The organism is Micromonospora sp. NPDC047738, assembly GCF_040642675.1.
Classification (GTDB): Bacteria; Actinomycetota; Actinomycetes; order Mycobacteriales; family Micromonosporaceae; genus Micromonospora.
On the sequence record NZ_JBEYSO010000005.1, the window covers coordinates 216670 to 239303 of the forward strand.

Genomic DNA, 22634 nt, shown 5'->3' on the forward strand with positions numbered 1-22634 from the left:
TCCTGGCCGGCGACCGTCGGGGCGCCACCCGACGGTCGCCGCGCCGGCTGATCCGCCGCCCGGCGCTCACCGCCGCCTCGGCCGCCGCCGTCGCGGTCGCCCTGCTACCGCTGGTCTACCTCGCCGTACGGACCGCCGAGGCGGGTGGTGAGCGAATCGTCGCCGAGCTGTTCACCGCCCGGGTCGCCGTGCTCGCCGGCCGCAGCCTCGCCCTCGCCGCCGTGGTCACCGCCGCCTGCGCCGTCCTCGGCGTCGGTACCGCCCTCCTGGTGACCCGCACCGACCTGCCCGGCCGGCGGCTCTTCGGCGTCCTCGCCGCGCTGCCGCTGGCCGTCCCCACCTACGTGGCCGGCTTCGCCTGGACCGCCACCGTCACCGGATTCGAAGGCTTCTGGGCCGCCGCCCTGCTGCTCACCGTCTGCTCCTACCCGTACGTGTTCCTGCCCGCCGTCGCCGCTCTCAACCGGACCGACCCGGGCCAGGAAGAGGTGTCCCGGTCACTGGGGAAGGGACCGTGGGCCACCCTGTTCGGGGTCACCCTGCGCCAGATCCGCCCGGCCGTCGCCGCAGGCTCGCTGCTGGTCGCCCTGTACGTGCTCAGCGACTTCGGCGCCGTCTCCATCGTCCGGGTCGACACCTTCACCCGGGCCATCTTCACCGCGTTCAATCTCGGCTTCGACCGCACCGGCGCGCTGGTGCTGTCCACCGTGCTGGTGCTGCTCACCGTCCTGCTGATCGGCGCCGAGCTCACCACCCGCACCCGCGACGCCCGCTACGCCAGCACCGCCGTCCGACCCCCCGTACGGCTGCGGCTGGCCCGGTGGCGCGGGCCGGCGCTGGCCGGCCTGCTCGCGGTGAACGGGCTCGCCCTCGGCGTGCCGGCCGCCGGCCTGGCCCGGTGGCTCGCGGCCGGGGTGTCCCGCCCCGGCTCCGTCGCCGAGATCGCCGCCGCCGCCGGCGCGTCCCTGTCGGTCTCGCTCGCCGGCGCCGCGCTGACCATGCTTCTCGCCCTGCCCCTGGGCCTGCTCACCGCCCGAGCCCCGGGACCGGTCGCCACCGCCCTCGACCGGCTCACCTACCTGGCCCACGCCCTGCCCGGCGTGGTGATCGGCCTGTCCCTGGTGTTCTTCGCGGTCAACGTGGCGTACCCGCTCTACCAGAGCGCCTGGCTGCTCGCCCTGGCGTACGCGACGCTCTTCCTGCCGCTGGCCGTCGGCGCGGTAGCCTCCGCCGCCGCACAGAGCCCGCCCGCCGTCGAGGAGGCCGCCCGGTCCCTCGGGAGCGGCCCGTTCACGGTGTTCCGCACCGTCACCCTGCCGCTCACCCTGCCCGGCATCGGCGCCGGGGCGGCGCTGACCTTCCTCACCTGCATGAAGGAACTCCCCGCCACCCTGCTGCTGCGCCCGACCGGGATGGACACCCTGGCCACCGAGCTGTGGACCCACACGTCCACCGCCGCGTACGCCGCCGCAGCCCCGTACGCTGCCATCCTCGTCGCGCTCGCCGCCGTGCCCACCTGGCTGCTCGCAGCCCGTACCGGACTCACCCAAACCGGAGCCACCCGATGACCGACAGCATGCTGACCGTAACCGGCCTGGCCAAGTCCTACGGCCCGGTGCCCGCCCTGGCCGGCGTCGACCTCGACGTCACCCGCGGCACGCTGCTGGCGGTGCTGGGACCGTCCGGCTGCGGCAAGACCACCCTGCTGCGCTGCGTGGCAGGATTCGAGCGCGCCGATGCGGGCACGATTGCCGTGGCCGGCCGGACGGTCGCGGGCAACCGGCTGCATGTGCCGCCGCACCGGCGCGGCGTGGCCGTTGTTCCACAGGAGGGGGCACTGTTCCCACACCTGTCCGTCGCCGACAACGTCGGCTACGGGCTGGACCGGGCTGCCCGCCGCTCCGGCCGGGTCGAGGAAACGCTCGAACTGGTCGGCCTCGCCGCGTACGGCGGGCGGATGCCGCACCAGCTGTCGGGCGGCCAGCAGCAACGGGTCGCCATCGCCCGGGCGCTGGCTCCCCGGCCAGCGCTGGTGCTGTTGGACGAGCCGTTCAGCGCCCTGGACGCCCGGCTGCGCGCCGAACTGCGCGCTGACGTGCGACAGGCGCTGCACGCCGACGGCGCCACCGGCGTGCTGGTCACCCACGACCAGGGCGAGGCGCTGTCCATGGCGGACGCGGTCGCGGTCATGGACGCCGGGCTGATCGTCCAGTGCGGCGCTCCCGCAGCGGTCTACCGGGACCCGGCCACTCCGTGGGTCGCCCGGTTCGTGGGGGAGGCCGTGCTGCTCCCGGCCACCGTCGACGCCGACGTGGCGACCACCCCGCTCGGCCGGCTGCCGTTGCGCGGGTCCGCCGCCCGCGGCGCGGCGACCGTCCTTGTCCGGCCCGAGCAGATCCGGCTCACCCCGTCCGGCGGGGCGCCGGCAACCGTGGTTCGACAGGACTTCCACGGCCACGACGCGCTGACCACGGTCCGCCTCGACGACGGCACGGTGCTGACCGCGCGGATGCTGGACGAGGACAACGGCCTGACCGCCGGCACGCGGGTCGCCATCACCGTCCGGGGGCAGGTGCGGGCGTACGCGGAATAGCGGCAACATGCGGGGGCACCAGTACCTCTACGTCGCCTGACCGAGCATGATGCGCAGGTCTTCGACCGTGAACTCGGCCAACGGCTTGCGTCGTAGCTCGAGGCATCGTCTCACGAGAAAGGTGTCGTCCGGGCCAGGATCCGGCCAGACGTCCCGTTCAAGCTCCTCGATCGTGGTCACGGCGATCAGGGTAGTTGGCGCCGTAACTCTGCGTCGCCCGCCAGGTTGGCGGGCCACCCATGGACGAGCCGCCAGCGGCCGCCGCCACGAAGCGGCCCGGCGCGATGATGCGTCGGGCCGCTTGGCGGTGGTTACGCCGATCAGGCCCGCTGATGGCGAGGCCGGTTGCCGTCGGCGGCGCTGGCGAGGCCGCGCTCGACGGCCGCGATGATCTGCGGGCGCAGCTCCTCCGGCCGGATGATGGCATCCACCGAGCCGACCTCGACCGCGCGCTGAATGCTGTGCACGCCGTCGAACTCGGCGGCCACCTCGCCCAGCTTCTCCGCCCGGACCGTGGCCCGGACGTCCATGAGCTGTGTGACCAGCGCCGCCCGCTCCCCACCGGTCGCCGCGGCGATGCGCGCCTCCAGTTCGGCCACTCGCGGATCCTTTGCCGTACGGGCGTTGACGTCACCGGCGAACACCACGGCCGCCGCGGGCGCCCCGCCGATGACGGACGCGAACGAGCCCTCCACCGCGAGCACGGTCATGTTCGGGTTGAGGGCCTTGGAGAACACCACGAACGCGCCGCCGTGATACCGCGAGATCACGCAGAACACGATCGGCCCTTCGAAGTTCACGATCGCCCGGCCGATCTCCGCGCCGTACTCCAGCTGCAGCTGCCGCATCGACTCCGGCGAGCCGTCGAACCCGGACAGGTTCGCCAGCACGACCAGCGGCCGGTTCCCGCTCGCCGCGTTGATCGCCCGCGCGGCCTTCTTCGACGAGCGCGGGAACAGGGTGCCCGCGGTGTAGGTGTCCGGGCCGTCGGTGGGCGGGAATCCGCGCCGCGGCACCGACCGGGACTCGATGCCGAGCAGGCACACCGGGATGCCGCCGAGGTGCACGTCCTGCACCACCGCGGTCTCGGCGTCGGCCATGCCCGCCCAGCGCTCCAGGACCGCGTGATCCTGGTCGGCCAGGGCCCGCATCAGCGTACGGATGTCGAATGCCTTCTTCCGGTCGGGGTTGCGCTCACGGGAGAAGATCTCGCCGACGGTCGTGAAATCGCTGTCCGGCACCGCGTGCGGGTAGTCGGAGATGTCGCGGTTGACCGGGTCGGACGTGACCGCCCGCCGCGGCCGGGTCTCGCCGGGCGCGATGTAGGTGTGGTCGTGGTGGGTCATCAGCAGGTTGCGGGCGGCCCGCAGGTCCGGCGCCCAGTACTGGGCCTGGCCGTTGGGGCCCATCACTCGGTCGTAGCCGCCGATGCCGAAGTTGTCCTCGGCCGACACCCCGCCGGAGAAGTCCAGCGACTGCTTGCCGGTCAGCACCATCGCCGAGTCCGGCGTCATCACCAGGATGCCCTTGGTGTGCATGAGCATCGTGGCTTCGGCGTTCCAGTACGGCTGGGCGCCCACGGTGATCCCGGCGACCACGATATTGATCTCGCCGCCCTGCTGGGTGAACTCCACGATCCGCTTGAGCGCGGCGGCCACCCAGTCCATGTTCTCGGTGCCCGAGCTCATCGAGATCCGCGCGCCCGCCGACAGCGCGAACCAGTCGACCGGTACGCGCATCCGCTCGGCCAGGTCGAGTGCGGCGATCACCCGCGCGCATTCCGGCTCGGCCAGCGCGCCCAGCGCCTTGGTCGGATCGCCGAGCAGCACCACCCGCGTGACGCCTTCGGGATACCGCTCGGTCGGCGTGCTCACCACACCGGCGACGATGCCCGCCTTGTTGTGCCCCTTCGGCCGGTCGACCGGGGCCAGCGCGCCGGTGTCGTCCAGGTCGTACTCGGTGAAGGTGCCGCGTTGACCGGCCAGCATCTCGGTCAGCTCGTACGGGTACGTCGTGCCGCGGCGCCGCGCCGAGAGCACCTTCTGCCGGTAGTCGTCCAGCGGCTGGATCGGCTCGTCCGTCGGCTCGGTGACCGACACCCGCATGCCCGCGTCGTAGGAGATCTGGACCGCGATGTCGGTCAGCTCGCCGGTGACCCCGTCGCGCTGGCGGCCGAGGAACAGCACCTCCTCCAGGCCCGCGCCGGCCGTGATCGGCAGCACGCGCTGGGCGACGGCGTTCAGTTCCTCCATGGTCAGCTCGTTCGGCGGCCAGACGTAGATGGTGATCCGGTTGGTGTCGAACCGCTTCTTCGCCGGCCGCTGCGCCTGGACCTTGCGGATCGCGTCGAGACACGCGTCCAGCGCGCCCTCGACCGCGGGCAGTGCGAGGATCCGGCCGTCGGCGTCGCGCAGCGGCGTCAGGTCACGGACCTGGGCCATCGCCGCCAGCCGCTCGTCGGCCGGGTTGTCGGGGGCGACGCAATGGAAGAGGTAGACCTCCTCGTCCGCGGACGGCAGCCGGGTCAGGTCGAAGTTCCGCAGCCGCGGCAGCTGCAGGCGCTCGGCGATCAGCGGGTGCAGCCCGCGGATGACCCGGTCCTCGCCCACGCCCGGCCGGAACGTGAACTGGTGGTGCATCGGCGTGCCGTTGCGCCCGGCCACCGACACCGTCACCCGCTGGAGCACGTCCAGCAGCCCGGCGCGGTCGACGATCTCCCGCAGCGTCGCGGCCATCGCCTCCGTCTCGGGCTGGTCGGCCCAGGTCAGGTACACATCGGCGACCGACGGCTCCGGGTCGCGGCGCGGCGTCGGAGACGCCGGGCCAGAGCCGTCGCTGGAGTCCGAGCCGGACAGTTCGGCGACCTTTGCCAGGGTCGCCGGCAGCTCGGCGAAGTCCGTGGCCGCCGCGATCAGCCGGAAGCGCTCGCCGTCGCGGTCGTACTCCGCGGTGAAGAACGAGCGCCCCGTCACCTCGACCGTTCGCGCGTCGCTCGCGCCGCGGTTGCCGTAGTAGCGCCGGCTGAGCACTTCGAGCATCGGGCCGTGGTCGGCGTCCGGCTTGCCGATGCGCTGACCGAGCAGCCGGACCAGCGGCTCGGGCGAGGCGACCATCTTCGTGATCCGCTCGGCGCGGTCGGCCGCGTCCGGGTGCTGGTCGAGGTAGCGCAGGTGGCTACGGACGCCCGCGTACACCTCGGCACGCTTGCGGCGCAGCATCGGCTGGGCCGCCCACCGGAACACGACGCTGCGGGCCAGGTCGCCGACCACCGGGAACCGGAGCTGGGTGGCGAAGATCAGGTGCTCCAGCGCCTGCCCGACCAGCTCGCGCAGCCCGTCGCCGGGCAGCGGCTCGGTCAGCCACTGCTGCAGGAACGTCACGATCACCGAGACATCGGCCGACGCCCGCCGCTGCGCAAGGAAGATCCGGAACACGGCTTCCTCCAGCGCGGGCGTGCGCTCGAAGTCCTTGACGCCGTAGTGGGCGAGCACCCGGGCCAGCCGGTTGCGGAAGGTGTCCGGCAGCGCGGCCCGCTCGACGTCAAGGCACTGCAGGTAGGCGTGGAAGTACTCGCGCGGGCTGTGCACCCGGGTATCGGCCCTGGTCTCCTCGCCGACCGGCCGGTTGCGGCTGAGCTCGGACAGGTCGGCGAACACCTGCAGCAGCTCGACCTCTTCCTCCAGCGGACGCCGGCTGAGCTCCGATCGCGCGGCAAGGTAGTGGGACAGCGCCCGACGCTCGTCGCGGGGATCGAGGTCGTAGCCGAGCAGCAGGCTGCGCAGGTCGGCGATGCCGCGGGCGACCCGGGCCTCGGCGGACAGACCGGTCGGCTCGGACGGCAACTCCAGGTCGACGGCCTCGCCCTCCGCGGCCTCGCCCGGGGCTTCGTCGCCGACCGGTTCCAGGCGTAGCAGCGGGGCACCGGCCTCCACCTGGCTGCCGACGGAGACCTGGCACTCGCGCAGCTTCGCCCGGAACGGCGCGCGCAGCACGGTCTCCATCTTCATGCTCTCCAGGACGAGCACGGGCGCGCCCGCCTCGACCTCGTCCCCCACTTCGAGCGGGGTGGCGACGACCAGCGCGGGCGCGGGGGAGCGCAGCACGCCGCCCTCGTCGCGGCTGACGCGGTGCGTGATGCCGTCCACCTCGACCAGGTGGACGGGCCCGTGCGTGTGGGTGACGAGCCGGAACTGCCGGCCGTTCACCAGGATCCGGCCGGTGTGCTCGTCGTACCGATCGAGTTCGGCATCCATCGCGGATGCCTCCCCGATGCCGACCCGGAACCGGTGCGGCCCGGTCTGCGCGACGGTCACCCGGTAGCTCGCGCCGCGGAGCTTGAGGTCGACCGGCCGGCCGCTCTCGTGCTGGACCTGCGGGCGGCCGCCGTGGGCGGTGGACAGCAGCCGCTGCCGCTCGACGAGTGCTTCGTCCTCGTACGCCTCGATCGCGGCCGCGGCCAGCGCGATGCCGGAGTGCTTGGTGGAGACCAGGCGGCCCTGCGCCCGGACCCGGTCGATCCAGCCGGTGTCCGCGCTGGCGTCGATCACCTCGGGCTGGTCGAGCAGATCGAGCAGGAAACTCTTGTTGGTGGCGCCACCCTCGATGATCACCGTGGTCTCGGCCACCGCGCGGCGCAGCCGGCCCAGCGCTTCGTCGCGGGTGCGGCCGTAGGCGATGATCTTGGCGATCATCGAGTCGAAGTCCGCCGGGATCACGTCGCCCTCGCTGACCCCGGTGTCCACCCGGATGCCGGGGCCGCTGGGCAGCGCCAGCCGGACGATCCGGCCGGGCGACGGCGCGAAGTCCCGGTCGGGGTCCTCGGCGTTGAGCCGAGCCTCGACGGCATGGCCGGCCTCGGCCGGGATCCGTTCCCCGAGCCGGCCGCCGGCGGCCACGTGGATCTGGGCCTTGACCAGGTCGAAGTCGGTGGTGGCCTCGGTGATCGGGTGCTCGACCTGCAGCCGGGTGTTGACCTCGAGGAAGGCGAACAGTTGGTCGCCGGGGTGGTAGAGAAACTCGACGGTGCCAGCACCGCGATAGTTCACGGCCAGCGCGAGCCGCTCGGCCGCCGCCTTCAGCTCGCGGGTCTGGTCGGGGGTGAGAACGGGGGAGGCGGACTCCTCGATGACCTTCTGGTTGCGCCGCTGCACCGAGCAGTCCCGGACCCCCAGCGCCCACGCGGTGCCCTGACCGTCGGCGATCACCTGCACCTCGACGTGCCGTGCACCGGTGACCAGGCGTTCCAGGAACACTACCCCGCTACCGAACGCGCGCTCAGCCTCCAGGCTCGTGCGCTCGTAGGCGTCGGTGAGCTCCTCCTCGCTGCGGACGACCCGGATGCCCCGGCCGCCACCACCCGCGGTCGCCTTGAGCATCAGCGGGTAGCCGATGTCGGCCGCCGCGCGCTTGGCCGCGTCCAGGCTCTCCACCGCGCCGCGGCTCCACGGCGCCACCGGGACGCCGACCTCCTCGGCGATCAGCTTCGCGCCGATCTTGTCACCGAGCTCACGCATCGCGCCCGCGCTCGGACCGATGAAGGTGACACCGATTTTCTCGCAGAGTTCGGCGAACGCCGGGTCCTCGGCGACGAAGCCCCAGCCCACCCACGCCGCGTCCGCGCGCGTCTCGACCAGCGCACGTTCGAGGATGCTGTGGTTCAGGTACGGGCGCGCCGACGCGGGCCCGAGGCAGTAGCTGTCGTCCGCTTCGCGGACGAAGGTGGCGGTGCGCTCGGCGTCGGTGTAGAGCGCGATGGTCTCGATTGGCGGGGCCCCGGTCTCGGCGTTGAGCTCGCGAACGGCGTGGATCAGCCGCATGGCGGCCTCTCCCCGGTTGACGATGGCGATGCGGCTGAACACCGAGTAAGCCTCCCAAAAGTGCGTTCACAACATGACGGGGACTCCCTCGGGGCAGGGGTCCCCGTCACAACTTTGTCTGCTACCGGCCGGTAGGCAAATCGTCGGACCCGCCACCGGGGGACGGCGAAAGTTGTGGACACCCGCCAACTGCAGTTGTGGACTCCCGCCAACTTCTAGACATTTCGGTTTCAACACCTGAACAGCTGCCAGGCCCGGCAAGTCAGTCACCAGACCTGCGCGGGCCGGCCAGATCAGCCCACGCCCCGAGCTTTCTGACGAAACGCCAATATCCGGTGGCGGGCCCGCCTCACGCCCGTGAAGATCGCGGCGTGAGTGCCTTCCTGGAAACCGAGCGGCTCGTGCTGCGCCCGTTCACCGACGCCGACGTCGACCACCTGGTCGCCCTGGACAACGACCCCGATGTCATGCGTTTCATCAACGGTGGCCGGCCGACGAGTCGCGACACCGTCCAGGAGCGGACCCTGCAGCGCCTCCTGCACGACTACCCGTGCTTGGGCACCCGTGGCTACTGGGCCGCCGAGGAGAAGGCCACCGGCACCTTCCTGGGATGGTTCGAGTTCCGTCCCCTCGACGAGCACAACCCCGAGGTGGTCGAACTCGGCTACCGGCTGAACCAGGCCGCCTGGGGCAAGGGCTACGCCACGGAGGGATCGCGGGCCCTGATCAGCAAAGGGTTCACCGACCTCGGCGTGGAGCGGGTCACCGCGAACACCATGGCGGTCAACAGCCGGTCCCGGCGGGTGATGGAGAAGGCGGGTCTGTCGTTCCTGCGTAGCTTCACGGGGGACTGGCCCGACGCGATCGAAGGCTCCGAGCACGGTGAGGTCGAGTACGTACTCACCCGCGCCGACTGGGAGCAGCGCCGATAGCCGCCAGCCGTGCCTACGCCCGGCTGGCGGTGAGCAGCAGCGGGGTGGTGACCCCGTGCCAAGCGCCCAGGTCGGCGAGGAAGCCGCCCAGCCAGCCGAGCGCATCCAGTGACCACTCGGCGAGCGTCCCGTGAAAGGTCACGCGGTGCAGCGGCGGGCCGTTCCAGAACTCGTCGTCGAACGGGGCCGTCATGGCCAGCGGATCGTGATCGGCCAGGGACTGCGACTCGCACACGAACACGTCCTGGTCCAGCCCGCTCATCCGCTCCCGCATCACCGACGCCGCCGAGAGGATGGACGTCGCCTGGCCGCTGTCCAGCGTGACCCGCACCGGCGTCCTCGACCGCGGGTCACCGCCGCCGAACCATCCGGCGGTGCGGACCGAAGGTATCGGGGCGTACGCCGGGCGCGACCCGGGGTCGAGGCCCTGGACGGGTAACAACACCTGCACCGCCCGCAGCTGCAAGGTGCCGATCCGCGCCACCGCGTCGCCCGCGCAGCGGAGGAACGGCTGCATCGGCAGCGGCCGATCGCCGGGCACCGCCTCGACCCCCACCTGAAACCATGCGGCCAGTGACGCCTCTGAAGCGGCGCGCGGGTGAGCTTGCCCGGCGTCGTTCATGCCCCACAGGCCCGCCGCCCCGACCTGTCGCTCCTCGATGCCCCAGGCGGTCTTTCGAAGCACCCCGCCGATGTCGTCGAGCCAGCCCATCGCGAGCGACCTGTCGTGGAACAGCAGGTACGCATCCGGGTCGGCGTCCGGGTCCCGCCACGGATGCGGCGCCAGCTCGCCGTAGAACGCCGCGAACATGGTGCCCACCGGGGAGCGGGCACCCGGTGCCAGGCCAGGGCGGGCTTCCTCGCTGGTCATCGGTTGCCTCTCAAGCTGGCAGGCACCCCGGCCTGCCTCACTCCCACAAGGGTGATCTCCCCAGCGTAACGGCGCGCGGAGCCGCGCGGCGCATACTGACGACGTCCCGGCCCGGCACCCCGTACGGCCCCTGGAGAGCGAGATGAGACACCTCCGACCGGCCCTCGGCGCGGCCACCGCTGTCCTCGCCACCCTCGCCTGCACCACCCCGGTCACCCCGACAGCGGCCACCGACGCACCCTACGACGTGCTGGTGTTCACCAAGACCGCCGGCTTCCGGCACGACTCCATCCCGGCCGGCATCCAGGCCATCCGCGACCTCGGCGCGGCCAACAACTTCACCGTCACCGCCACCGAGGACGCCGCGCAGTTCACCGCCGACAACCTCGCCAGATACGAGGCGGTGGTCTTCCTCAACACCACCGGCGACGTGCTCGACCCCACCCGGCAGGCCGCCTTCGAGTCGTACATCGGCGCCGGCGGCGGCTTCGTCGGGGTGCACTCCGCCGCCGACACCGAGTACGACTGGCCGTTCTACGGCAACCTCGTCGGCGCCTGGTTCGCCTCCCACCCCGCCGTCCAACCGGCCACCATCACCGTCGAGGACCGGACGCACCCCGCCACCGCCCACCTGCCGACGGCCTGGCTCCGCACCGACGAGTGGTACGACTACCGCACCAACGCCCGCACCACGGCGCACGTGCTCGCCAGCCTCGACGAGTCGTCGTACTCCGGCGGCTCGATGGGCGGGGACCACCCACACGCCTGGTGCAAGTCGTACGCCGGCGGCCGCGCCTTCTACACCGGCGGCGGGCACACCCAGGACTCCTACGGTGAGGCGGCGTTCCGGGCCCACCTGCTCGGCGGCATCCGCTACGCGGCCGGCCGGACGAAGGCCGACTGCCGCCCCGAGACCGGCTGAGCGCCGCTGGTGAACCGGGACGGACGGGATGCTGGCGTGCCTGACCGGGCAGCCAGCTCGGTGACTTCGCCCAAGGAAGCGGAGCGCCACCGCGAGAAAATTCCTACCGGGTGTGTCCATCAGGCCATGTCCCGTCCGTGGTTATGGCGTACGGCGGCCCGCCGTACCCGACAACGGGATAGCGAGGAGTTTGGACATGAAGTACATGCTGCTGATCAACGCCGGCGCGGTCGACGGGGACGGGCAGGCCGCCGGCTGTGATTTCCAGGACTGGATCGCCTTTGACAAGCAGGTGCGGGACGCGGGGATCTTCGTCTCCGGGGAGTCGCTGGCGGACCTGGTCACCGCCACGGCGGTGCGGGTCGGGCAGGACGGCCGGCAGATCGTGACCGACGGCCCGTTCGCCGAGAGCCGAGAGGTGCTTGGCGGCTTCTACGTCATCGACGTACCGGACCTTGACGTCGCTCTCGACTGGGCCGCCCGCTGCCCGGGCGAGCGCGGGGGCGGATCCGTCGTGGTGCGGCCGGTCGCCGAGTTCGGGGTCTGAGGGTGGCGCCTGCTGACTCCGGGATGGCGGGCGAGGCGTCGCCGGCGTCGGTGGCGGCGGTGTTCCGCGAGGAACACGGCCGGCTGCTGGCGGCGCTCGTCCGCCGGTTCGGCGACCTCGACCTGGCCGAGGAGGCGGCCGCCGAGGCGGTCGAGGCGGCGCTGGCGCACTGGCCGGTTGACGGCGTCCCGCCGAAGCCGGGGGCCTGGTTGATGACCACGGCACGGCGCAGGGCCGTCGATCGGCTGCGGCGCGATCGCGCGTACGCGGCACGGCTCGCGCTGCTGCAGGTGGACGCGGACCGGGCCGATCCCGCCCCACCCGCGGACGCCGGCGGCGAGCTACCGGACGAGCGGCTGCAGCTGTTCTTCACCTGCGCCCACCCGGCCCTTCCCGCCGAGGACCGGGTGGCGTTGACCCTGCGCTGTCTGGCCGGGCTGAGTACGCCCGAGGTGGCGCTGGCCTTCCTCGTGCCGATCGAGACGATGGCGAAGCGGATCACCCGGGCGAAGAAGAAGATCCGCGAGGCCCGTATCCCGTTCCGGGTGCCGGCCGTGGACGAGCTGCCCGCGCGGATGCCGGTGGTGCTCCAGGCCATCTATTCGATCTTCACTGAGGGGTACGCGGCGAGCTCCGGCCCGAGCCTGCAGCGGCTGGGCCTGGCCGAGGAAGCCATCCGGCTGGCGCGGATCCTGCGCCGGCTGCTGCCCGGCGAGCGGGAGGCCGCCGGGCTGCTCGGGCTGATGCTGCTGGTCCATGCGCGGCGGGCGTCGCGCAGCGGCCCGGACGGCGCGCTGGTGCTGCTGGAGGAGCAGGACCGCGGCCGGTGGGACCGCGCGATGATCGAGGAGGGTCGCGGGCTGGTCGAGGTGGCGCTGACCGGCGGGCCGCCCGGGCCGTACGGGGTGCAGGCCGCGATCGCCGCGCTGCACGACGAGGCGGTCGACTTCGCCAGCACGGACTGGCCGCAGATCGTCGCGCTGTACGAGGTGCTGCACGCGTTGACGCCGTCACCGGTCGTCGCGCTGAACCGGGCCGTCGCGGTGGCCATGCGGGATGGCCCGCAGGCCGGACTGGCGCTGCTCGATGCGCTGGTCGGCGAGCCCCAGCTGCGCAGCTACCATCCCTATCCGGCCGCCCGTGCGGAGCTGCTGCACCGGCTGGGACGCGACGCCGAGGCCGCCGCGGCGTACGCCGAGGCGCTCGCGCTGGCCGGCACCGAACCCGAACGCGCCCTCCTCCGGCGCAAGCTCGACGCGGTCGGGCTGAGAGACTGACCGCGTGGAGCAGCAGGCCGGGCAGCGGAGGGCGGGAGCGCGAGCCGGGGCGATCGGGTTCCCCCGTCAGGGCACGAGCGGGCCGTTCGGCGCCATCACCGACGTGCCCGGCGTCGAGGTGGGGATGCGGACCCTCATCTCCGGTGACGGGCCGCTGCGGGTCGGGCACGGACCCGTACGCACCGGCGTGACCGCCATCCTGCCCCGCGGGCGCTCCGGCGTCCGGGACGGGTGCGCCGCCGGCGTGCACGTCCTCAACGGCAACGGAGAGATGACCGGCACCGCGTGGATCGCCGAGAGCGGCATCCTGGCCACGCCCGTCATCCTGACCAACACGCATGCGGTCGGCGCCGGCCACCGGGGCGCGATCGACTGGATGCTGCGCGAGCGTCCCGACACCGACGCCTGGCTGCTGCCCGTGGTCGCCGAGACCTTCGACGGTCGCCTCAACGACATCAACGGCGACCACGTCAGGCCGGCGACCGTCGTCGCGGCACTCGATGCCGCCACCGGCGGCCCCGTACCGGAGGGATCGGTCGGCGGCGGCACCGGAATGACGTGCTACGACTTCAAGGGCGGCACCGGCACCGCCTCACGGATCGTCCGCTTCGCCGGCGTCACGTACACCGTCGGCGTGCTCGTGCAGGCGAACTTCGGCGCACGTCCCGAGCTGACGCTCGCCGGCGTGCCCGTCGGGCGGCTGCTCGGCGGCGAGGTGCCCATGCCGGGCGGCGCCCCGCCGCCGGGAGCGGGCTCCGTGATCGTCGTCGTCGCCACCGACGCGCCGCTGCTGCCCGGTCAGTGCACCGCCCTCGCCCGGCGGGTCCCGCTGGGCCTGGCCCGTACCGGCACCAGCGGCTCGCACTTCTCCGGGGATCTGTTCCTGGCCTTCTCCACCGCGAACCCCGGCGCGCTCGTCAGCCGCTACCCCGGCCCGTCGACGGAACGGCTCGAGCAGCTCGCCTTCGTCCCGTGGGGACACCTGGATCCGTTCTACGAGGCGGGTGTCCAGGCGGTCGAGGAAGCCGTCGTCAACGCCCTCGTCGCGGGCACCGACATGACCGGCCGCGACGGGCATTTCGTACCCGGGCTCCCACACCGGCGAGTGGCGGAACTGCTGCGCACCGCCGCCCGCTGACCGGCCCCAGGTCCCGCGACTGACCGCAGTGGGGAACTGCCAGGCCGAGGTGCTCCTGGCCGGCCGCTCGCCCAATGGGGACAGCGTCCACCGGCCCCTATGTGCCAGACTCTGATCATGGAAGAGGTGCCCGGTTACCTTCGCCCCTTCGTGCTGAGCCCGGCCGATTGTCGACACGAGCGCGAGTCGAACCTCGACTGGTACCTACCGGAGAGCGGCGAGCCGCAGCCCGCCGTGATCCTCGTCCATGGCGGCCCGCTCCCGCCCGAGCTTCATGCGACACCGCGCGACTGGCCCGTCTATCGCGGCTACGGCAACCTGCTCGCCTCGCTCGGCCTGGTCGCGGTCACCGTGGAGCGCCGGATGCGGGTGGTTGCCACCGCGCAGGGCCCGGCCACTGATTGCGCTACCGCTGTCCTCGACGTCGCCTCGGCCGTGGAGCGGATACGTGCCGACCCGCGCGTCGACCCCGAACGCATCGCCCTCTGGTTCTTCTCCGGCGGGGGTCTGCTGAGCACGGACTGGCTCCGCGAGCGGCCCGCGTGGTTGCGGACCGTCGCGCTGACGTACCCGGTCCTCGCGCCGATGCCGGGCTGGGGCGTCGACCCGCGATTCGAGCCGTCCGCCGCGATCACCGAGCCGGGTACGCCCGTACCGCCGCTGCTGCTCACCCGGGTCGGCCTGGAGGCGGACGCGGTGGCCGGGACGGTCGCGGTGTTCCTCAAGGCGGCGGCCGACACCGGCGTGCCGGTGGAGGTGATCGACGTACCGAACGGGCACCACGCGTTCGACATGCTGGACCACACCGACGAGTCTCGGCGGGCGGTCGAGCAGGCGGCCAACTGGGTCTCGGCGAGACTGACCCGGTGAGTGCTCCTGCCGGCCCGGTCCAGGACGGACCGACCGGCGGGGCAGCCGCTGTCGGTTGAGCGCGGGAGCGATGCCGCGGCTACCGCCGCTCGTCGGGCCAGAGAACCCGGTCGAGGAAGCCCTCCACCGCCGTGGCCAGCTCGCCCAGCACCGCTGCCGACCGCGCAAGTGGTCCCGGTACGCGCAGCCCGTGATCCGCACCGTCTGCTTCGAACACGTGCGGGGACAGTTCGCGGGCGAGACCCGGACGCCAACTGCTGTCGGCCGTGCCGCCGATCAGCAGGCAGGGTGCGCTGGCCCGGCGAAGGCCCTCGACGACCTCCGGGCGGTGCAGCAACGGCGTGATCCAGATCGCGGGCAGTCCTTGGTCGGCGGCGAGACCGGCGGCAACGGTGCCCAGCGAGCTGGCGATGATCAACGGTCTCGGTAGTCCACGCAGCGCCGCTGCTATCTGTTCGGCCGCCCATGGTCCCCGCGCCTCCGGCGCGGTCGGCACCTCGCCGCGCCACGACACGTGCTGCAGCTGCGCACCACGAAGCCGCGCCGCATCGGCCGCGAACAGCTGGTGGGGCAGGTGCCAGCAGCCACCGCTGCCCGGGATGACCAACACCGCGCGCTGTGCCGGCACGACATCCTCCCGCCTGTTGAACCGTTGGCCACAAGCCGTCCTGGCAGGCCGTGGAACGCCTCGCCAACGGCAACCTACCCGTCGGGCGGCCGGTGGGTTGTCCCTCGCGTCGAGGTACAACCGGGCCTGATGGAAGTTTTCGCCGGGATGATCGACATGATCGCAAGAACTATACATCGACGACCGTCACAGTGTACGGTGCGGCCACCCGGCTTTCCCGGCCGGAAACGTCCGGTCATCCGGAAAGGAGCTACTGTGCGCCTTCGGTTCCCGCTGCGCCGACCGAATCGCCTGGTCGGCACCATGCTGATCCTGACCCTCGGTCTGTCCGCCCCGCCCGTCCTGGCCGCCGGGCCCGCCTTCGCCGCACCGGGCGGCGCCGCGGCCAGCCCGCTGAGCGCCGCCTTCGCCACCGCCGCCGCCCGCTACGACGTGCCACGGGATCTGCTCGTCGCGCTCGGCTACGCCGAGACCCGGCTGGACGGGCATGGCGGCACCCCGAGCGCGTCGGGTGGCTACGGCCCGATGCACCTCACCACCAACCCGTCCGTGCACACCCTCGACGAAGCAGCCACGCTGACGGGACTCGAACGCGCGGCACTGCGCACCGACCCGGCCGCGAACATCACCGGCGCCGCCGCCGTGCTGCGGTCGTACGCCGACCGCGCCGGCCTGACCGCCGCCGACCGCAAGGACATCGGCCGGTGGTACGGCTCCGTCGCCCGGTACGGCGGCGCGACCGACCCGGCAGTCGCCCGGCTCTACGCGGACACCGTCTACGACCTGCTCGCCGCCGGATTCACGCCCACCAGGGAGGGCACGGTGACGGTCACCGGCCGGCGGGTCGTGCCGCAGCGGGGCGAACTGGCCCGGGTGCCGGCCCTCGGCACGGGCGGCGTCGGCACCATGAGCACCGACTACGGGCCCGCCGCCTGGGCGCCCGCCTACTCCGGCAACTACACCGTGGCGAACCGCCCCTCCGACTACCGGATCAACTACGTGGTCATCCACGTCACCCAGGGCTCCTACGCCGGGTCGATCAGCTGGTTCCAGAACCCGTCGGCCAAGGTGAGCGCGCACTACACGTTCCGGTCCTCCGACGGGGCCGTCACCCAGTCGGTCCGGGAGAAGGACATCGCCTGGCACGCCGGCAACTGGACCTACAACACCCAGTCCATCGGCATCGAGCACGAGGGTTACGTCGACGACCCCAGCTGGTTCACGGACGCCATGTACCGCGCCTCGGCGGCGCTGACCCGCAACGTGGCGAACAAGTACGGCATCCCGAAGGACCGGGCGCACATCATCGGCCACATCGAGGTGCCCGGCGCGACGCACACCGATCCCGGCCCGAACTGGAACTGGACGTACTACATGCAGCTGGTGAACGGCGTGACCGGCATCGGCACCGGCACGGTGAACACCGGCGGGGGCGGGACCCTCAACGTCCGCTCCGGACCCGGGACCAGCTACGCCATCGTCGGCTCCGTCGCCAACGGCGCGAGTGTCAGCATCTACTGCCAGACCACCGGCACCACCGTGACCGGCACCTACGGCACGAGCAACATCTGGAACCGCATCGGCACCAACCGGTACATCGCCGACGCGTACGTGCTCACCGGGTACAACGGCTTCATCCCCAACGTGCCACGCTGCTAGACCGGCCTGCCCGTCCGTCGCCTCGGCAGCGAAGCGCCGAGGCGACGGCCACGCCCGCCACCACTCGGGCTGCTGAGCTCTAGCCACGAACGACGGTGCCCAGCCGGCCGAGGAAGGCCAGGTTGTCAGGAGTAGCGGCCAGTTGATGAAGCAGTTGGTCGAGGGCCGGCTGGCGATCCAGTTGGGACAGCGCGGACCGCAGGCCGCGCAGCACGTGCCGCTCGCCGTCGCCCAGCAGCAACTCGTCGCGTCGGGTACCGGAGGCGCGGACGTCGACGGCCGGATACGTACGCCGGTCGGCGAGCGTCCGATCCAACCGCAGCTCGGCGTTGCCGGTGCTCTTGAACTCCTCGTAGATGAGCGTGTCGGCGGCGGAGCCGGTCTCCACCAGCGCGGACGCGAGCATGGTCAGCGAGCCGCCTTCTTCGGCCTTGCGGGCAGCGGCGAGCAGCCTTTTCGGCGGGTTGAGCGCGGCGACGTCGACTCCACCCGAGAGCGTACGGCCGGCCGAGCGCACGGAGAGGTTGTAGGCGCGGCCCAGCCGGGTCAGTGAGTCGAGCAGCACGACCACGTCGTGCCCCAGCTCGACCAGGCGCTTCGCCCGCTCGATCGCCAGCTCCGCCACCGTGGTGTGGTCCTGCGGCGGACGGTCGAACGTGGCCGCGATGACCTCGCCCTTCACCGACCGCTGCATGTCGGTGACCTCTTCCGGCCGCTCGTCGACCAGCACCACCATCAGGTGGCACTCCGGGTTGTTGCGGGTGATCGCATTCGCGATCGCCTGCAGCACCATCGTCTTACCGGCCTTCGGCGGCGAGACGATCAACGCCCGCTGACCCTTGCCGATCGGCATCACCAGGTCGATCACCCGGGTCGTCAGGATGTGCGGCTCGGTCTCCAGCCGCAGCCGCTCCTGCGGGTACAGCGAAGTGAGCTTGTAGAACTCCGGCCGGCGCTTCGCCTCGTCCGGCTCCATCCCGTTGATGGTGTCCAGCCGGACCAACGGGGCATGTCGGCCCCGGTGTGGTGCGGTGGCGGCCGCGCCGGTGATCAGGTCCCCGCGACGTAGGCCGTAGCGGCGCAGTTGGGCGGCCGTGACGTACGCGTCGGCGGCGGAGGGCAGGTAGCCGTCGACCCGGAGCAGGGCGTGGTCGTCGACGGTGTCGAGGATGCCGCTTACCGGGACCGGTGAGGTTGACACGGTGTTCATCGGGTGCCTTTCGGTGTGGTGGGTCCGGTCGCCCGCCGGAGACTGGCGGCGACGGGCTGAAACGCCGGGTTCCGGGCGTGCCGGTGCCAAGGACGGCGCGACGGTCCCGGCGGTTGGTGAGGGTGAGCAGCCGGGAGCGGAAATGGATGCTGTGCGAGCGGGGAGCGCACCGGCGGACGCTGGCGGGAGCGGGGCTCCGGCCACACCTGGTCGCCACCTCGCCGGCCCGCGGTCAGCCGCCTGATCCGCGAGATGCGGGCGCTGCCCGCCTGCTTCGCCACTAGCGGGCGTTATGCACAGCGACGAATCGCTGGGGCTCCCGGATCGGCTGCGGCTCAGAAGTTCGGGCCGAGGCGTCCGCGGTGTGGCGGGCGGTGCGCCGGCGGGAAAGTGCGGAGATCAGACTCCGGGTGGCGCTGCGCGCCGGCATCCGGGCCCGTCGGAAGGCTAACCCAGGGCCGCCGGGCTGGGCAAGCAGGTTGCCCAGGTGGACGATCCCTGCAGTGCGGGACGCGCCGACGGGGACACGAGCTCCGTTGGCTGGACGCGGCGTCCGCGCTGGGGCGCGCCGCACCCGTCCGTCGCTGGTCGAGCGCGGGTCGGCTACCGGCCCGGCGCCGCTACCTCGAGGCGTCGGCGAGGCAGAACAGGCCGCCGTTCCCCAGGGATCTGGTGGGACGGCGACGGGACGGGCGGCGGTTCGGCCCGCCGCCCGTCCACCAGGTCAGAAGTTCGGCCAGCTCCAGCCGAGGTAGTTGGCGTAGTAGGGCAGCCGGGCGGAGCCGATCCGCCCGTTCACGCTGGTCGCCACGAAGCTGCCGTCACCACGGGAGATGCCGACGTGCCCGTACGGGGCGCTGATGTTCCAGAAGACCAGGGCGCCGCGGGGCGCGTTCAGGTCGCCCCGGTGGGCGGTGCCGCGAGCCACGGCGTCGTTCCAGTCCGCCATCGCGGAGGCGTAGATGCCGGTCCGGCCGTACGCGTTCTCGGCTGCCATCTCGCAGTAGCCCTCGTACGCGGTCGACCCGAACCGGGCTTCGTACCAGGCGACCGCGTTGTCAGCCCGACTGCTGGTACAACTTGGCGCGACCTGGCCGTTGCTGCCGGTGTAGACGAAGCCGTCGGAGACGTACCCGCCGTTGTCCAGCCGGTCCCAGATGTTCGTGGCGCCCCAGTTGCCGTTGATCCACTCGCCGGTCGTCTGGCAGGTGATGTTTACCGTGGCGCCGTTGGCCACGCTGCCGACGACCGAGTAGCCGGTGCCCGGACCGGAGCGGACGTAGAGGCCGCCGGATGCCTGGACAGTGCCGGTGGCGGCGAGCGCCGGCGCGGCCAGGCCAAGCGTGGTGGCGGTGGTGACGACCAGTGCCAGGACGGTGCGGGCGAGCCAACGGGTGGTACGTCTTCTCGGCCTCTCCAGCAGTGTCATGCCCTTCCCCCAGATCCATTGATTCCTATATAACGGGCCTGTCTGCCGAGGATCGGGGACGGGTCGCCGGTTGGCGAGGTAGGCAACGGTCGGGGAGGGCGTGACGCACATGCGGGCGGCGCAGGCGCGTGAGGTGATCGGGGCGCGGATGCGGGAGCTGCGTGAGTCGGCGGAGACGTCCCTGACCCGGGCTGCGGACCTGTCCGGGTGGGGAAAGGGACACCTGTCCCGGGTGGAGCGAGGGCTGACCAAGCCCAGCCGTGGCCTGGTGGAGTGGTACGACGCGACGTTCGGGGCGGGGCAGGCCCTGCTCGGCCAGTTCCTGGATCTGGAGGCGGCGGTCCGGGTCGGCCGGGAGACGTCGCTGCGGGACGCCCGGCTACGCCAGTTGGGCGGCGTCGCCTGCTTTCCGGCGGTGGCCGGGGGCAGTGTGCCGGTCGACCACGATCCGGCCGACTGCTGCCTGCTCATGGCCGAGGATCCACCGGACGGCACGGTGTTGTCGGTCGGCCAGGCGTTCGACAAGACCTGGACGGTGCGCAACGTCGGCCCGGTGCCCTGGCGCGGGCGGTGGCTGACCCGGCAGGGCGCACCGGGGGTGGCCGGCTGGCTCCAGTCGCCGATCCGGGTGCGACTCGGCGAGGTGGATCCTGGCGCCGAGGCGGTGATCCGGGTTCGGCTGCGCGCACCGCACGTCGAGGCTGCCTGCACGGCATACTTCAAGATCACCGACGCGACGGGACGGCTCTACTATCCCGGTTCCCAGTCGCTGCCGCTGCACTGCACCATCTACGCCGTGCAACCGGACACCCGTCGCGACAGCCGATGGTCACCCTGACGACGACGGTGCTCGACGGCCGGTTCGAGAGGTCCTGCCAATTTGACGGGGTGCTGACCGTTCGTCTCCGCGGGCAGTTGCCTTTACGCCTTTTCGAGGTGCCTGATCGGCCGGGTCGCCCTCTCCTCCTTTCGGTGAGCTGATAGCCGGCAACTACTGACCGGTAGACGACTGAGATGTCGGTCACCACGCCCGCCGCGAGGTCCATCGTTGCGGGCTGAGCAGCGATTTTGTCCGCCGGAAATCGATCGGTCGACAGATCGGAAAAGGTGGGGCTGCTGACGGGAAATTCACTGTCAGCTAGCCGTCCGCCAATTCGCTTTCCCTGCGGCGACGCTGTGCCGCTGACTGTAGACATCCATTTGATTGAAACGGAGTCAACCGTGTCCACCACCAATGAGACCGGGCGGGCGGTCGTCCTCGGCGGCAGCATCGGCGGTCTGCTCACGGCGCGGGTGCTGAGCGAGTCGTACGCGAAGGTGACCGTCTTCGACCGGGACGAGTTGCCGGCGGAGGCCGCCGACCGCAAGGGTGTGCCGCAGAGCGGGCATTCGCACGGCCTGCTCGCCCGGGGCCGGCAGATCCTGGAGGAGCTCTTCCCCGGTCTGACCGTCGACCTGACCGCCCAGGGGGCCGTCGCCATCGACATCCAGCGGGACTGCCTCTGGATCAACGACGGCCACCGGATCCCGCGGGTCGCCTCCGGGCTGCAGGGACTCTGCGTCAGCCGGCGCGCCCTGGAGGCGTACGTCCGGGACCGGGTCCGTGCCCTGCCCAACGTGGAGATCCGGGACAGGTGCGAGGCGTTGGGGCTGCTCGTCGACGCCGACGGCGGCAGCGTCACCGGCGCCCGGATCCTGCCTCGAGGTGGGCGGGAGGAGCGCCGCGCAGCCGACCTGGTCGTGGACGCGACCGGCCGCGGCAACCGCGGCCCCACCTGGCTCGCCGAGCTCGGCTACCAGCCGCCCGTCGAGGACCGGGTGGACCCCCACACGGTGTACGTCTCCCGCGACTACCGCCGCACCCCGGGCGAGGCCAACTTCGCCGCCTTCGTCAGCAGCCCGTCGCCGGCCGTCCCGTACGGCGGGGTGGCCATCTCGGCCGAGGGCGACCGGTGGATGGTCACGCTGTTCGGCGTCGGCCCGGACCAGGCCCCGCCGATCGATCCCGAGGGTTACCTCGCCTTCGCCGGGCGGCTGCCCACCCCGGAGCTGCACGCGCTGCTGAGCCGGGCGGAGCCGTTCGGCCCGCCGAAGCGGATGCGGCTGCCCACCAGCGTGCGCCGCCGCTACGAGCGCCTCGCCCGCCTGCCGGAGGGCTTCATCGCGTTCGCCGACGCGATCTGCAGCTTCAACCCCGCGTACGGGCAGGGCATGACGGTGGCCGCGGCGGAGGCGCTGGTGCTGCGCGACTGTCTCCGGCAGGGCCGGCGGGAACTGCCCCGCCGTTTCTTCGCCGGAGCGGCGAAGGTGGTGGACGTGCCGTGGGACATGGCCGTCGGCGCCGACCTGCGCTACCCGGCGGTCGTCGGACCGCGCAGCCGCCGGACCCGCTTCCTCAACGGGTACGTCACCCGGCTGCATGCCGCCGCAGCGCGGCACCCGGTCGTCGGTCGGCGCTTCCTGAGCGTGGCCAACCTGATGACGCCACCGCCGGGGCTCTTCGGGCCGGGCATCGTCGCCCGGGTGTTGTGGTCCGGCCGGCGCACCACGCCTCAGGTGGTCCACCGCGAACCGGCGGCGCAGGTCGAGGAGTTGGTCGCCGGGTGAACTGGCGTCCATCCCACCGAGTTCGGAGGGCGAAAGAAAATCACGTCCGTGCAGTTCCGGTTTCCCTGGTAGGCGGCGGCGTGCGGGTTGGTATGCCTGTGGGGTGTCGGAGCAAGCGAACAACGAGCAGCCTGC

15 protein-coding genes and 2 pseudogenes are annotated in these 22634 nt (G+C 72.2%); 11 read left to right on the top strand and 6 right to left on the bottom strand.

What is annotated here, in order from left to right; genetic code table 11:
- Nucleotides 1-47: 47 nt before the first annotated feature.
- Both ABZ783_RS11140 and ABZ783_RS11145 read left to right on the top strand, forming a co-directional pair.
- Complete coding sequence (locus ABZ783_RS11140; protein WP_357436488.1) at nt 48-1568, top strand: iron ABC transporter permease; 1521 nt, start codon at nt 48-50, stop codon at nt 1566-1568.
- Nucleotides 1565-2593, top strand: coding sequence for an ABC transporter ATP-binding protein (locus ABZ783_RS11145; RefSeq protein WP_357436239.1), 1029 nt, complete (start codon nt 1565-1567; stop codon nt 2591-2593). Before ABZ783_RS11140 ends, ABZ783_RS11145 begins: the two co-directional genes overlap by 4 nt.
- Nucleotides 2594-2620: 27 nt before the next feature.
- Here ABZ783_RS11145 and ABZ783_RS11150 read toward each other — a convergent pair whose 3' ends face one another.
- Complete coding sequence (locus ABZ783_RS11150) at nt 2621-2773, bottom strand: contact-dependent growth inhibition system immunity protein (protein ID WP_357436241.1); 153 nt, start codon at nt 2771-2773, stop codon at nt 2621-2623.
- Between the two features lie 140 nt (nt 2774-2913).
- Nucleotides 2914-8451 (bottom strand): carboxyl transferase domain-containing protein, encoded by a 5538-nt coding sequence (locus tag ABZ783_RS11155; RefSeq protein WP_357436243.1) that lies wholly within the window; start codon nt 8449-8451, stop codon nt 2914-2916.
- Nucleotides 8452-8780: 329 nt separating this feature from the next.
- Between ABZ783_RS11155 and ABZ783_RS11160 the strand changes: the two genes are divergently transcribed.
- Nucleotides 8781-9341 (top strand): GNAT family N-acetyltransferase, encoded by a 561-nt coding sequence (locus ABZ783_RS11160; RefSeq protein ID WP_357436245.1) that lies wholly within the window; start codon nt 8781-8783, stop codon nt 9339-9341.
- 13 nt (nt 9342-9354) lie between these two features.
- Here the strand turns inward: ABZ783_RS11160 and ABZ783_RS11165 are convergent, their stop codons facing one another.
- Entirely contained in the window at nt 9355-10212 is an 858-nt protein-coding gene (locus ABZ783_RS11165) for a hypothetical protein (RefSeq protein WP_357436246.1), read from the bottom strand.
- 142 nt (nt 10213-10354) lie between these two features.
- On the opposite strand from ABZ783_RS11165, the pseudogene ABZ783_RS11170 reads away from it, so the two are divergent.
- The 5 genes and pseudogenes from ABZ783_RS11170 to ABZ783_RS11190 form a co-directional block, all read left to right on the top strand.
- Nucleotides 10355-11131: pseudogene (locus ABZ783_RS11170) on the top strand (ThuA domain-containing protein); the annotation flags it as partial.
- A 199-nt stretch (nt 11132-11330) separates the two neighbouring features.
- On the top strand, nt 11331-11681 hold the full coding sequence (locus tag ABZ783_RS11175; protein WP_357436248.1) for a YciI family protein: 351 nt from the start codon (nt 11331-11333) through the stop codon (nt 11679-11681).
- 23 nt (nt 11682-11704) lie between these two features.
- Nucleotides 11705-12958, top strand: coding sequence for a DUF6596 domain-containing protein (locus ABZ783_RS11180; protein ID WP_357436490.1), 1254 nt, complete (start codon nt 11705-11707; stop codon nt 12956-12958).
- Between the two features lie 4 nt (nt 12959-12962).
- The gene (locus ABZ783_RS11185) at nt 12963-14096 is read left to right on the top strand and encodes a P1 family peptidase (RefSeq protein ID WP_357436250.1); all 1134 of its coding nucleotides are present in this window, start codon (nt 12963-12965) and stop codon (nt 14094-14096) included.
- A 117-nt stretch (nt 14097-14213) separates the two neighbouring features.
- Nucleotides 14214-14966, top strand: coding sequence for an alpha/beta hydrolase (locus ABZ783_RS11190; RefSeq protein WP_357436252.1), 753 nt, complete (start codon nt 14214-14216; stop codon nt 14964-14966).
- 79 nt (nt 14967-15045) lie between these two features.
- On the opposite strand, the gene ABZ783_RS11195 is transcribed toward ABZ783_RS11190, so the two are convergent.
- A complete protein-coding gene (locus ABZ783_RS11195; RefSeq protein ID WP_357436254.1) occupies nt 15046-15594 on the bottom strand; it encodes an alpha/beta hydrolase in 549 nt (182 codons plus the stop codon).
- A 255-nt stretch (nt 15595-15849) separates the two neighbouring features.
- Between ABZ783_RS11195 and ABZ783_RS11200 the strand changes: the two genes are divergently transcribed.
- A complete protein-coding gene (locus ABZ783_RS11200; RefSeq protein WP_357436255.1) occupies nt 15850-17253 on the top strand; it encodes an N-acetylmuramoyl-L-alanine amidase in 1404 nt (467 codons plus the stop codon).
- Nucleotides 17254-17332: 79 nt separating this feature from the next.
- Here ABZ783_RS11200 and rho read toward each other — a convergent pair.
- Together rho and ABZ783_RS11210 are read right to left on the bottom strand one after the other, a co-directional pair.
- Nucleotides 17333-18439, bottom strand: a pseudogene (gene rho, locus ABZ783_RS11205) (transcription termination factor Rho); the annotation flags it as partial.
- A gap of 748 nt (nt 18440-19187) precedes the next feature.
- Complete coding sequence (locus ABZ783_RS11210) at nt 19188-19892, bottom strand: SH3 domain-containing protein (RefSeq protein ID WP_357436257.1); 705 nt, start codon at nt 19890-19892, stop codon at nt 19188-19190.
- 109 nt (nt 19893-20001) lie between these two features.
- On the opposite strand from ABZ783_RS11210, the gene ABZ783_RS11215 reads away from it, so the two are divergent.
- Together ABZ783_RS11215 and ABZ783_RS11220 are read left to right on the top strand one after the other, a co-directional pair.
- Nucleotides 20002-20730 (top strand): NBR1-Ig-like domain-containing protein, encoded by a 729-nt coding sequence (locus ABZ783_RS11215; RefSeq protein ID WP_357436492.1) that lies wholly within the window; start codon nt 20002-20004, stop codon nt 20728-20730.
- Nucleotides 20731-21113: 383 nt separating this feature from the next.
- A complete protein-coding gene (locus ABZ783_RS11220) occupies nt 21114-22499 on the top strand; it encodes an FAD-binding protein (protein WP_357436258.1) in 1386 nt (461 codons plus the stop codon).
- Nucleotides 22500-22634: the final 135 nt, after the last annotated feature.